The organism is Methanomassiliicoccus sp. (assembly GCA_033485155.1).
Taxonomy (GTDB): domain Archaea; phylum Thermoplasmatota; class Thermoplasmata; order Methanomassiliicoccales; family Methanomassiliicoccaceae; genus UBA6.
Genome location: JAWQJJ010000002.1, coordinates 268,588 through 281,823 on the forward strand (window position 1 = coordinate 268,588; position 13,236 = coordinate 281,823).

General features: G+C 56.8%; 8 protein-coding genes. 5 read left to right on the forward strand and 3 right to left on the reverse strand.

Annotated features, from left to right (window positions below; translation table 11 throughout):
- Positions 1–229: 229 nt before the first annotated feature.
- Positions 230–1,966, reverse strand: a complete 1,737-nt coding sequence (locus tag SA339_04350; protein ID MDW5562437.1) for a hypothetical protein — start codon at positions 1,964–1,966, stop codon at positions 230–232.
- A 255-nt stretch (positions 1,967–2,221) separates the two neighbouring features.
- Between SA339_04350 and SA339_04355 the strand changes: the two genes are divergently transcribed.
- From SA339_04355 to SA339_04365, 3 genes are all read left to right on the forward strand, one after another.
- The gene (locus SA339_04355; protein MDW5562438.1) at positions 2,222–4,693 is read left to right on the forward strand and encodes a PAS domain-containing protein; all 2,472 of its coding nucleotides are present in this window, start codon (positions 2,222–2,224) and stop codon (positions 4,691–4,693) included.
- Positions 4,694–4,804: 111 nt separating this feature from the next.
- Positions 4,805–5,047: a hypothetical protein gene (locus SA339_04360; GenBank protein ID MDW5562439.1), complete on the forward strand. Its 243-nt coding sequence runs from the start codon at positions 4,805–4,807 to the stop codon at positions 5,045–5,047.
- Between the two features lie 183 nt (positions 5,048–5,230).
- Positions 5,231–6,409: a glycosyltransferase family 4 protein gene (locus SA339_04365; protein ID MDW5562440.1), complete on the forward strand. Its 1,179-nt coding sequence runs from the start codon at positions 5,231–5,233 to the stop codon at positions 6,407–6,409.
- Between the two features lie 119 nt (positions 6,410–6,528).
- Here SA339_04365 and SA339_04370 read toward each other — a convergent pair whose 3' ends face one another.
- Positions 6,529–6,651 (reverse strand): hypothetical protein, encoded by a 123-nt coding sequence (locus SA339_04370; GenBank protein ID MDW5562441.1) that lies wholly within the window; start codon positions 6,649–6,651, stop codon positions 6,529–6,531.
- A 566-nt stretch (positions 6,652–7,217) separates the two neighbouring features.
- Here SA339_04370 and SA339_04375 point away from each other — a divergent pair.
- Positions 7,218–8,483, forward strand: a complete 1,266-nt coding sequence (locus SA339_04375; GenBank protein MDW5562442.1) for a hypothetical protein — start codon at positions 7,218–7,220, stop codon at positions 8,481–8,483.
- 502 nt (positions 8,484–8,985) lie between these two features.
- On the forward strand, positions 8,986–11,115 hold the full coding sequence (locus tag SA339_04380) for a right-handed parallel beta-helix repeat-containing protein (GenBank protein MDW5562443.1): 2,130 nt from the start codon (positions 8,986–8,988) through the stop codon (positions 11,113–11,115).
- Positions 11,116–11,310: 195 nt separating this feature from the next.
- Here SA339_04380 and SA339_04385 read toward each other — a convergent pair whose 3' ends face one another.
- On the reverse strand, positions 11,311–12,957 hold the full coding sequence (locus SA339_04385) for a hypothetical protein (protein ID MDW5562444.1): 1,647 nt from the start codon (positions 12,955–12,957) through the stop codon (positions 11,311–11,313).
- Positions 12,958–13,236: the final 279 nt, after the last annotated feature.

The window sequence follows — 13,236 nt, forward strand, 5'->3', positions numbered from 1 at the left end:
TGATAGTAAAATGGCGTAAACATCGAAATTTGAACAGTAGGCTCTGGTTTATGCATTCTTTCATTCATTACGTGTGAGATTAACAGGTGTATCGGGGTCCTCGTCGCAGGGGTCCCGATCCCCATAAACGGCGTCTCAACCACCGACTGTCGGGAAAATGTGCGCTAGCGAGCCATATGGGTCTTAAGAAAATATAATAAAAAGGGAAGGGGGGCGAAGCCCCGTTCGTTCACTTCTTGCGCCGGACGAACCAGAACACACCAGCCACGGCAACGATCACCACGGCGATGATGCCGATGAGGACCAGCGGGTCGCTGAACCAGGAGCCGAAGCCGCTGCTCTTGACGGAGAAGGTGGTCTCGCCGACCAACACCTCACCATTGGAGTCGGTCGCTCTGATGGTCAGGGTGTGGTCCCCCTCCTTCAGCCCGGTGAAGGACACCGAGGTGTTGGCGGGGTCCAGGTTAGTCAACGCACCATCGTCCAGCTGATACTGCAGCGCCTTGACCGTCGTCCCGTTGAGGGCCACGGTGAAGTTCACCGTGACATCCCCGTTCGAGGAGATGACCGGATTCTCGAACACAATGCCGGGGGAGGCCTTGGACAGAGTTATCGTCGAGCTCTTGACGCTCTCGTTGTTACCTGCTTTGTCAGTGGCGTAGTAGTCGATCTTATACTGTCCGTTCTTGGCCAGGCCAACCGCGGAGGAGTATTCCATCCAGTTCCCGCCGTTGATGCGGTAGTGGATCGAGTCGATGCCCGAGACCGCGTCGGTTCCGGTGATGCTGAAGGAGACCGCGCCCTCGTAGGCGGAGCCGTCCCCTTTTCCGGAGAACTTGATGGTCGAGGTCGGGCCGCTCAGGTCGATGGTCGTCGAGGCTTCTGCTACAGTCTTGGCCCCCTCCATCACGTCCAGGTTGTCAGTGCCCCGGGTAAAGAACTCATAGGTCCCTTCCTTGGGAGCAGTGAACTCTATGGCCGTAGTGCTGTTGGGGAACTTACCGTCCGGCCTCAGCGAGGTCTCGTACTTCTTCCAGTCCCCGGTTCCGTCAACGCGGTAGAAGAGGTCTATCCACTTCATGCCCAGCTCAGGGTCGTTGGTGGAATAGCTTACGTTGAAGGTCAAGCTGTTCTCGTAATCGGGGAGAGGGTCGACCGCGGTCGACAGCGCCTGGGCCGGCAGCTTGTCGCTACCGATCACAGTGATGTCATCGAGGAACACGCCCTCCTTCATTCCTCCATTCACGATATTGACCCAGGAGGCGGGGCTAGAAGCGTCGCCGCCCTGAGGTGCAGTGGTCCCGGAAACGAACTCGAACCCAACCCTGGTGGAGTTGCTGGGGATGACAATGGACACCTGGGTCCAGGTCTTGGCCATCGCCTGGGCCTGAGTATCGGTCCACGCCACATGCTTGGTGAGAGTGGAGCCGGTTCCGGTGTAATAAATGAGGTTCAGGAAGTCATAGCCGACGCTGGCACTATCGGACGGCTGTTTGGCGTCCGAGATGCCGGTGTCGGACCAGAACCAGAAGGTGACCGTGACCGTGCCGTAGTAGCGGGCCGACGTGTCCAGGGCCTTCCACATGATGGAATCCTGATTGGTGTCGTACCTAAGAACGTCGCTTTGCTGGCTTGGGTCCTGGGCGTGAGTGATGTTCACATCCTCGCACTGTGTCCCGTTCGAGTAGTAATGGGAGTTATACCCGTTCTTGGCGCAGTAGATGGAATGTGATCCGCTGTGCACCTCATGCATGGTCCGGCACCACCAGTCTTGGCTGTCGGCGTTGTTGGCGTCGAACCGCGTGAACTGTTGATCCCACAAAGCATAGGTCGATTCCTCAGCACCCTCGGAAATGAACGTTTGCTCCGAGGGGAGGGCCGCCTTCACCCCGGTCGGGATGACGGTGACCAATAATGCTACACATACAAGCATAGCGACAGCTATGCTGAACCTGGAGCCTTTCACGGCGGGCGATTAATTATTTCCAGGTAAATAACTTGCTATCGGATTCATACGATGGGGGGTTTAACAACCAATGGAGGACGATTATCCAGACGATGCATCGTTTTTTCATTTCGGTGAACACCGTTAACTCAAACGCCAGTTCTCATTGATCGCCGCCCGTCGTTCGGTGTGCACTGATCCCAGGGATGCAAGCAACATATTACGAGAGATAGAAAGGTATCTTGACCTAAAGGACATTACTCGATGGGGGAGTGCATGGCGGACGATAAGATCGAACCGGAGCAGGGGACGACGACAGACAACTCGCTCCTGGACGCGGTCCAGGAGCAGATGGAGGAAGGTCTGGAACGCTCCGGTATGTTCATCTACCTTATCGATCGCCAGTATCGGTTCCGGTATGTCAGCTCCACCGCCGCCCAGTCCCTGGGCCTGAGGGCGGAGAAAATCATCGGCAAGACTCCCGATCAGGTCGGCATACCCGATGACATATATGAGGCGATCAAAGGCCTCGTCAACGCCACCCTGGAAGGCAGACGGACCATCCGTGGCATCTTCACGACCAATGTCCGGGGCATGGAGCAGTTCGAGTTCGACTCGACCCCGATCTTCGCCGGAGGGACGGAACCAGAGGCCATACTGGCTCTTGTATTCGACCGCACCTCGCAGGTGAGGGAGCAGAAGGCCCTGGAAGCCATCGCCCGCGTCAATGATCACGTGAGGTCCTCGCCCGATCCGGACGAGCTGGTATCCAAGACCATCTGCGCGGTGACCGGAGCGTTGGACGATGATGCCTTCGCTTTGGTGATCAACAATGGAGGAGAATGGAGGGCCAACCATTCTCTGCGTATCGATCCTGATGAGGCCAAGAAACTGGCCGATGAGATCGTCAGCTTGGCCTCCAAACTGATCAACAGCGATCGCAGCGAGGCCATTCTTGACGTGACCAGGGATCCCAGGGGCAACTGCGATGTCCTGTCGAGGTACCCGGGCAGATCGATCCTTGTCGTCCCGGTGCGGATCAGCGATAGGGTCAGGATCGTACTCCTGTTCGTGCGGTTCAAGGTCCTCCCGTATAAACAATACGAGATCGACCTGGGGGAGAAGATAGCATCATCGGTCGCGGTGGCAGTCAACGAGCAGCTGATCCTTCAGGAACTGCGAAAAGCCAACGACGAGAGGCAATCCCTGATCAACATCCTGGCCAAGGAAAGCGAGAAACTGATCAGCATACTGGATGCCATGCCGGTGGCCATCGGCCTGTTCGAAAACGAAGGGACCGACTTCCGTCTGACGCTGTGCAATACCTTGTTCCGTAATCGAATCCTTCATGCCGTCCCCCGTCCCCTTGAGGGCAAACGCTGTGAGGAGCTGGCCACGCCCTTGGAGGTCGAGAGGATCAAGAAGATGGTGGGGGAAGCCCTAACGGCCTGGACGGTCCAGATAAGCCAGGATCACATGCACAGCCTGGGAGAGGTCGAATATCCGGCCCAGGTGATGATCGCCCCCATCTCCCGCGACCCGGTGTCCTTCCTCCTGGTGGGGATCAATACCACTGAGCTGGTGAACGCTCGAAAACAGGTGGAAGAGTACGCTGCCAGGGTCGACGCTGAGCGGGTGCGGCTCAGAGCAATAATCGACAATCTGCCGGTCGGGGTAGTCCTCGTCGATGCCAACGGCAAGGTCCTCGAGGCCAATCACAGGCGGGTGGAGATATGGGGCAACAATGCGACCAAGGACAACATCATCGACCAGGTGCGCAGCATCAGGGCCAAGTGGTCCAATAATGGAATGCCGGTGACCAAGGATGGCTGGCCCATCTCCCGGGCGTTGAAGAACGGGGAGTTCATCAGGGGCGAGATGATCGATGTCGTCCGCGCCGACGGGAGGCGCGGAACGGAAATGATCTCCGCCGCGCCCATCCATGACAGCAACGGCAAGCGCATCGGGGCGGTGGGAATCGTGCAGGACGTGACCGACCAGAGGCAGCTGGAGCACGAGGCCCTGGAAGCCAAAGAGCGAGCGGAGATGTATCTGGACCTCCTCACCCACGACATCCAGGGGCACAATGCGGCCATCTCTGGATACATACAGCTGGCCATGGTCAAGGACAAGCACACCAAGAAGAGGGACGAGCTGCAGAAGGCCTTGGACGCCATTACCGCCTCCAGCGATCTGATCGACACCATGAGAAAGATCCAGATGGTGGAGATGCATGATTCGGCGCACGGTCAGATCGAACTTTCAACCATGCTGGAGGACGTTATCTCCGACGTCCATGTGGTGGGCGGGGAGCGCATACACATCGAGAAGCACACCCAACCGGACAGTTATACCATGGCCTCCTCCATGATCAAGGAGGCGTTCTGGAACATACTGATCAATTGCGTCAAGCATTCAGAGGGCGATATCCACATCAAGATCAGGCAGAACCACATCTACGACGGAGGGCGGGAGTATCACAAATTCATCATCGAGGACGACGGCCCAGGCATCCCGGATGATGTGAAGCCCAAGGTATTCCTACGCAAGTACCGGGGCAGGACCAAGGCCCAGGGGAGCGGCCTGGGGTTGTATCTCACCAAGCGGTTGGTGGAGGAGCATGGCGGCAAGATATGGGTGGAGGACCGCGTTCCCGGCGACTTCTCCCAGGGGACAAGGTTCATCATCCACCTGCCGGCATTGGCCACCCCCATGGACCAGGCGGAGGCTGTACCGCCCGGGATGTGACGGCGCATGGGCTCGAAAGCATGGTCCAGGATTATTTATATGCGTAAAGATTTTTATAAATGGCTCTGTTAGATTTATATCCCGGAGGCTCGTTCATTGCCCGGTGCATAGTTGATTAGGGAATCCCGGTTCCTCAGGGCACTCATCCTCACCACCTGGTTCTACAGTCTTCTCACCTGGCTGTACGTCGCGGCGAGGATCGTGAGCTATGACTACATCGTCTTTGATCCGTTCGTTTACGCCGTTCCCTGGTTATCCTTCGGCGAACTGGGGGCGCTCACTTTCATACTGAGCTCGGCCAGCATGTTCCTTTACCTATACCTTTGGGGATTCGCCCGGGACCGCAGGATGTGAGGCTGCCTCTCGGAAAATGAGCGAGGGGCAAGGCGCATCGTCGCACGATCCCACCTCGCCCAGGCCAGTTGCCGCATGTCGCCCGGGTTATTTCGACCGTGCTTTAATTATGTCATCATTCCTATTTCCGATAATCCTTATATAATCCGGGTTTTCACCTCCCTTTGAGGAGAGGATAAGTGGATGAGAATCGCAACGATATCTGCCCTCTGGGGGCCAGCTTACCCGACCGGGTCTGGTATCTATGCGTTCGAGCTCTCGAAGCTCATGGCGCGTCATGGCCACAGGGTCGATGCCTATACTTCCGACACTGGCATCTTCAATGATGAGTCATATTCGGCGGACTTCGATCTACATCGTCTGAAAAGCCACGGTTTCGTAATGGACATGAACCCCGTTTCAAATGTGTTCTTCAAGCTGGTCCGCTCGGACTATGATGTCGTTCACGTACACTCGTATGTCTTCTTCATGTCCAACTCGGCCGCCATGGCCCGGGCCTTCAGGGATTTCAAGTATGTCCTGACCATCCACGGAGGGGTCGATCACGAGAACTCCCCTGACAGCCGGTGCTCCTTCCGCTTTTGGCTGAAAGACAAGATATATGACAGCACCATCGGTCGGCAGACGGTCAGGCTGGCCGATAAGGTTATCACCGTATGCAAGAAAGATATGCCCATCATCGAGGACAAGTTCGGGGTCGAGGCCGAGTACGTGCCCAACGCCGTGTCGACGGACATGTTCAACTATGATCAGGAGCACAAAAAGGAAGTGGTCTACGTTGGGAAGCTGGAGAGATGGAAGGGTGCGGACGACCTTGTCAAGATATTCAGGAAAGTTCACGAGCTTCACCCTGATGTCAAGTTCAAGATCGTAGGGAGAGGGAGCCTGGCGGAAGCGATCAGCAACACCAACCTGCCCATCGAAACCATCGGTTACATACCTCATGAGGAAATGCCCAACATCTATGGCCGATCTGCCGTCATGATATTGCCGTCATACATGGAGGGGGCGCCGACGACTTGCATGGAGGCCTCGTCCTGCAAGGTACCAGTGGTCGCAACCGACGTTGGGGACACCAAGGAGATAGTGAAGGATGGTAAGTCTGGGTTCATACACTCGCCGGGGGACGTGGATAGGATCGCCGACAGCGTTGTGCAGCTTATCGAGGACGAATCGCTGTGCCATGAGATGGGGGCTTACGGCAGGGATCACATCGTTAACAACTTCAGCTATGGGGCGGTGACGCACCGGATGATCAGTATCTACGAGTCCCTCTTGAGCGATTCACAGCGTTCAAAGCCGGATGTGATCAAACCTCACGAGTACAATGACGATGACGCGCTCATGCCCATCGGAAAATGACTGAGTATGGGAATGGCCATCATCGCCTACGGCGGTCCGATCATGAGTACGATTTCTTAGCTGGCCTGTCGGAACAAGGGCCATGATCGAGACCAAGCGTCAATGTCTTCCTTGGTCCTTCAGGCGATGTCCGTGTACGTGTCGATGATCCAGTGCGAAAGCAAGGCAAAGAACACCCCCGCCCAGAACGGCGAGCGGAAGGTGTCCTGCCCGGGCCATACCCGGGAGCAGATGGTCCACATCAGGCAATACCCCAACAAGCCCGAAAGCAAGGTAAACCAGAAGTGTGATTGGAGACAATCGATAATATATTCCAGACCATGTCCTACCAGATCCATTCTCGACCTCCGCCCTATGATCTGCCATCACGGGAGATAATCGCTCCCTTCGAAGAGCGCCCTCGCCCATCGACGAGAAGGATTCCAAAGGCAGTATCTCCTTTCTTACCATCTCTCCCGGTCGAAGCACCAGGACATCTAAGCCCGGTGCTCCTGTTCCATTCGCCACGAAAAGGGCCTTCAGATTCCAGGGTAGATAATGGTGACGGAACTCGGCCATGTACCCATGTGGCCAAGGCGACGAAGTCATCCAACGCCGTTCAACGACCGACCCGCATCAGTGACCAGGACCGAGGGTCATGAGCCAATGCGTGGTCCGGACATAATGATCGATCGTCGGGCGATGAGAAGTGCCTTACGGTTCAAATTATTCAGAAAGACTTAATATTAAATATCATCATAATAACTGCCCTGATTGGTGAGAGGGACCGAGAGGCTAGACCGCAGCAGCGGCCAGGGGTTGAACTCAAGTGAGTGATCTCGAACGTGGGGCAATTGTACTGGGCAACAATCTGAGCGTCGTGCATGAGCTGGGACGGAAAGGCATCGACTGCACGGTGATGGTCCACAACAGGCCTCCGTCGACCTACTCCCGGTTCGCTAAGTACGTCCGGTGCGTGAACCCGGCGCTGCACGAAGACCGGGCCATCGAGTTCCTGTACGACCGATGCCAGAAGATGGCCGATCGCCCCGTCGTCATCCCGGTGTCCGACCAGTGGGTGATGGCCCTCTCCAGGCATCGTGATCGGATGGGGGAAGTGTGTGCGCCCTGTGTTGCCGGCCGCCAGGCGGCAGAACGGCTGATGGACAAGAGAGCGTTCTGCCGGCTGGGTCAGGAGCGGGGTTACATGGCCCCGAGGTGTTGGACCCATGAGGACGTGGCCGATGTCAAGGACGAGGTATTCCCCATCGTGGCCAAGCCCCGCCTCCACCGTTGGTCGAGCAACGAAGACCAGCGGGTCCTTCAGCGCCAGATGCTGCGACTGCGCTTCACGGTGTTGCGGAACAGGGTCGAGCTCAACGGCTTCCTTTCCCGTGAAGAGAGATGGCTGGACCATCTATTCTTCCAAGAATACGTGAGAGGGCCGTCTAGCAATCTCTACGATTTCGGAGCGTATATTGATCGCTCCGGTAAGGTCCTGGCTTCGGTGAGCGGGCACAAGATCAGGGGCTGTCTGAGCAACCATGGCGACTGCAACCTTGGCGAGAGCTGTGTGCTGCCCGAGAAGCTGGTAAGCAATGTCATGCGGATTATCCATGAGCAGGGCATCACCGGACTGGTCGAGTTCGAATACAAGCAAGATGCCGACAGCGGTGAGTTCAAGCTCATCGAGGTGAACCCGAGGGCCTGGGCGTGGTGTGGTTTGGCTCCCGCCTGCGGGGCGGACCTGCCCCTCATCGCATATCAGGATCTCACCGGAAGTTACGATCCAGCGGCCGTTGTCCCGTTCAAGGGGACGGTGAGATACGTTCGCCTGTTCTACGATCTGCCCAACTGTCTGATCTACAGTCGAAGGAACAACCCCGAATGGAAGCGGTCGTTAGGCCAGTGGCGCAATGACATCAAGGCCGACAGGGTGGTGTTCGAGGAGCTGGGGAGCGGGGATTGGCTGGTGACGGTGATCCAAGCGACGGAGGCCCTGCAGACCCTGGTGGGCCGTTCCCTGCGGCACCTATCCCGCAAGAACGCCCCCAGCTCGCGTGATGGACCCCTAGCCGACGAGGACCGTAGTTAAAAGGCGGCCGTGAAGCGTTCGAGCCTAGAAAAAGGCCCCTCGACGATCGATCAATTAGCTCCAGGTTCACAACTTCACGTCCTCGGCTAAAGGGGCCGTTCGGCGCGCCCAAAAGGGCCCTTCCAGGCTGGACAAGCTATTGTTCCATTTTTTATAATAATATATTGGGTTACATCAAATTGTGAAAAATTAATTATAAATTTACATTTAACTTATTATCAGAAATGAAATACACTATGATGTCTATCGCCATCGTTATCGAGTCTCAGAATTATAAGCTCCCATTTCCTGGCCTTGATACTGAGGCGACAGACATTATAAACGTTGTAGACGTCGCCTCTACTAGTAAAAAAATGTTGAATATTTCCGGACATTCGTAATTATATTAATTACAGAATGTTGAACCGCCATTGCGGCGGACCGATCCGGCCGGTTAACGACCACGGGGCGATCCGAGATGAACAGACTTAAGGAATTTATGACGACCAAACCGAGATACAAATTGGTAGCGATCCCGGTTATCGCCACATTGCTGTTGGTGGCAGTCCTGGCGCCTATGGCCCTGGATCAGTCCAGCACTGGTTTTGTGTTGATGAAGAAGAGCGCTACTATCACGTTGAACGTCACCACTACCGATCTCCAGGTCGGCAAGAACGTCCACGTGTCGGGCATCCTCTCGGGGATCTCGACCAGGTCGGATGTCAGGATCTCGCTGACGGTTACCTTGCCCAATGGCTCAGTAGCTTATCCCACTCAGGGTAAGACGACGAGCACGGCTAGGGATGGCAGCTTCTCCATGGACTTCGTCCCGCGCGTGGCCGGTAACTACACCTTCACCGCTTCCTACAACTCAAGCCAATATTCGGCATCAGCGAAGAAGGTGGTTTCTGTGCAGGGACCTTCGTCCAGCACCAACACTGGCACCGGGACGTCCGTCTCCGCCATGGCCCTTAACATCACCTCCCCGAGCATCGTGCTCGGCAACAGCATCCACGCCGAAGGTAAGCTATCCTCGGCAGGCACCGCGGTCTCCGGCGCGGCCGTGATGGTCAATGTGACCCTGCCGAACGGAACGGTGACGACACTGTCGAGTTCCAAGGTCACCGACAGTAACGGTGCGTTCAGCGTCGACTACACGCCGCCGGTTATCGGCAACTACAGCCTGACCGCGTCCTACCTAGGAGGCGCCACCATCGGTCCGTCAATCACCAGTGCGTCTTTCAAGGTGTCTTCGACACTGCCGACCACGCTCACCGCGACCTCCATGGTCCTGACACCGACATCGACAAGCGTTGAGACGGGCTCCACCATGCATGCCAGCGGATTGCTGAAGACGACGGCGGGCATATCTGGAGCCACGGTCAGCCTCAAGGTGACCCTGCCTGACGGCAGCACCGTTAACCCCACTCAGGGGTCTTCAGCGGTGACTAACGGGTCCGGCGGGTTCTCCATGGACTACTCTCCTACCACGGCCGGCACCTACAAGTTCACGGCGACCTATGGCGGCAATGGGCAGTATGATGCCTCTTCGGTGACCGTGACCTTCACCGTGAAGGCTGCCACTACCACCACCCCGCCGTCCACCACCACCCCGACTTCATACACCTACGCCTACACGGTGACCGCTTCCGGTTCCACCTACACGACGAAGAGTGCCTCAGGGACCTCGGTGTACTCGGGGACCAACGCTGCGACCGCCATCCAGACCGCTCTCAGCTCGTTGACCTCGGGCCGGACAGCCAAGCAAGCGGTACTGCTCCAGGGGACCTTCTCCATAACCAAGGCGATCACCATACCCAACTATAGTGTCCTGGTGCTTAACGGCACCGTGTCCTGGGGCAACACCGGCACCGGCTACATGCTCGCCGCCAGCGGGGCACACGACTTCGAGGTCCAGGGAGGTACCTGGGACGGCAAGCGCGACGTCCGCTCCACTACGTCTTCCTCGAACCCCATGAACTTCGAGAACTGCTATAATGTGGTTATCGCCAACCTTCGGGTGACCAACGGGCCGTATGACAACATTGAGTTCCTGGGCGGCAACAACATCGTCATCCGCAACGTCGAGAGCGACCACTCCGACTGGGACTCCTTCATGATGGCGTGGTGCTCGAACTCGCTGATCGAGGGTTGCTACATCCACGACATCCTGCAGGGCGGCTGCTACTTCTACTGCGAAGACGACGGCATAGTTCAGCACATCGACAACAACATAATGCGGAACAACCGCGTGGAGCGCACTCTGACCTCCGGGCTGTCGCTTAGCCCCCGTGGGGCCGAGGACATCGTCTCCGGCGGCCTCATCGAGAACAACACGCTGGTCGACTGCGGGACGGATGGGGACCACCCGGCCATCAATGTCGGGTTCTCCTCCAATGGTAAGGGGACGATCGTCCGCAACAACGTCATCTCCTGTCCCGCCGGCCTGTCCGGAGCGGGCATCGAGTTCGGGGTCGATAATGGTCAATGCACCGGGAACACTATTTCCGGGACCGGGGAAGCGGGCATCTCCTGCACCGGGTCCGGGAACACGATATCCGGCAACCAGCTGAGCAAGTGCGGCACGCAGGGCTATCCCGCGATCTACAATGGCGGCTCGAACAACGTCGTCACCAGTAACACCGTCACCTGATCGCCGGGTAACCGTCTGAGCGGGCGACCGCCTGCTCAGACGAAGTGAACTCTCAAACCCCTTCCAAGACCCTTTTTCCCCTTTTCCAATTTTCATCTCTGGTTCTGCTGTCAGGGAGGTGGGAGAACCGATGCCTTCTCCGACCTATTAATGCGAACGGGCGGGCGTTCTCCCAACCTCCCCTGGTCCAGACCACTACTGTTCGCGTACGGCCGCGGCGATGCCGTCGAGCGGTGATGGCAGGATCTGCAGGAGGTTGCTCTGTGAAACCTTCAGATTGCCGGTCACAGGGGGGATGACCTCGTAGGTCGCCCCCGACCCGGCATAAAGTACGATGTACTGCCCGTTCACGGTGTAGTCCACATCCTTGACCAGGGCATGTCCATCCTTCAGCACGGTCGCGTTCTGGGCGTCCGGGAAAGCGATCATTAGCCTCGCCTGGAAGCCGTTGGTCTGGACCGAGAACTTCAGCGAGGTGGAGTTCGTGTCGTTGAGGTACTGGACCCTGGTATCCACCTGGTTCATTACCCTTTGGTAGTACTCGTTGAAACCGACAATGTGCTTGCCGGAATAGCTTTGAATCCACTTGGCGAAGTTGCCGATGTCGATGGAGTAGTCCTCCGCCTCTACCTGGTCGGTCATGTGAGTGAAACTTGGGTAGACGATCTGGCCGTTCGATGTCGAGGACCAGAAGCTGCTCCACCACCTCTCCTCCAGGTTCCCTATGTTGGAGATGTAGCTTATTCCGGAGTAGCCGTTCCTCCATATCATGTGCAGTTGATTGTAAGCATAGATGGCATGAGTGACATTGTCCCCATTCTGGTATGAGCACCACGATGTCGGGGTCCGGCCGAAGATGCTGGTAACGGCGTCGTACTGCTCCTTCATCACCTTCTGGGCTTCGGCCAGGGGGTGGTTGCTTAGGGAGGTGTTGTAGTGGATGCCCAGCTCCCAGCCGGCGTCAAGCAGGGACTGGATATAGGCCTTCTGCTCCGGCTCGTACTCTAGCCACTGCAGGTCAGCCCATGCTACTCCGGTCTGTCCTTTCGCCTTCATAAGGTTCGTTCCGTTCTGGTTCGCCTCTACCCGCGGATAGTCGATGCCGAAGGGCACATAATCGTTCCCCGGCACCGCGGTTACCACTCCGCCGGCGATGGTCTCTTTGACACCATACAGCGAGGTTGTGACGTAGGTGGCATAACCGCTCTTTTCGTTCTCGAACCTGAGCGTGGGCAGGGTCATGGGCTCGTAAGGCAGCTTCTGGACCGACCAGTGGCTCAGTGGAGTGGTCACCCCATGCTCGCTGTCGAAGTAGACGTAGAGGGACCTGTTCGTCCCGCTCACCATGATGTGGATCGTGTTGATGCCGCCCTCCAGGGCACTGGGTGGGACGTCGTAGGACGCTTCCTTGTACTTGGCCTCGCTTGTTTGGTACAGCGAGATGACCCGAGCCCCCCCGTTACTGAGGCTCTGGGTCTGTATCCAGAAAGTTGACCCGAGAATGTACACGTTGGAGTTCCAGTTGTCAGAACTGACCTTTAATCGAATGGTCAGGTTCCCGTTGATGAAGGGCTGGATGCCCACAAACACCGCCCCGCTCTGGTCTCCCTCGGTGCGGTAGTTGATGGCTCCCGACGAAGAATCGTAGCTCAGGGTCGTGGTGGTGTTGTACTTTTGATTATTGCCCATGAAAATATTGCTCGGGATTCCGCCCGTGCTCGAATAGGCCTGGTCCATCAGGACGACGCCCTTGTCCTTGGCGGTCGAATCGGCGGAAACTGGTGACTGCATCAGATAGAAGGCTGACGCCACCAATGCGATCACGACGACCACCGATACCACTGTTATGAGCTTGAACGACTTGCTCTTCGTTATCTGAAGGCCCCCACTTTAGTTTTCAACGAAATAATAGTTTCGGACATTATTCTAATCAAGCTATATATCTACTTTTCCACTCTCCATGATGCTCCTTCTCTGTCAGCCTTCGACGCCTGGACCATATGTGCGATGGAAAGGGAGCGACGAGGATGTGTGCGACGGCAAGGTCAATTATGGCACCGGTGCGATTTGGGATGATCGGCGTGCTGGCCCGATCGAGGCCTTCCTACATTGGGATTGGCT

Bases quoted from the DNA above. Each gene is read 5' to 3' on its own strand.
- SA339_04365 (MDW5562440.1), top strand. From the start codon at position 5,231: ATGAGAATCGCAACGATATCTGCCCTCTGGGGGCCAGCTTACCCGACC.
- SA339_04370 (MDW5562441.1), bottom strand. From the start codon at position 6,651: ATGTGGACCATCTGCTCCCGGGTATGGCCCGGGCAGGACACCTTCCGC.
- SA339_04355 (MDW5562438.1), top strand. From the start codon at position 2,222: ATGGCGGACGATAAGATCGAACCGGAGCAGGGGACGACGACAGACAAC.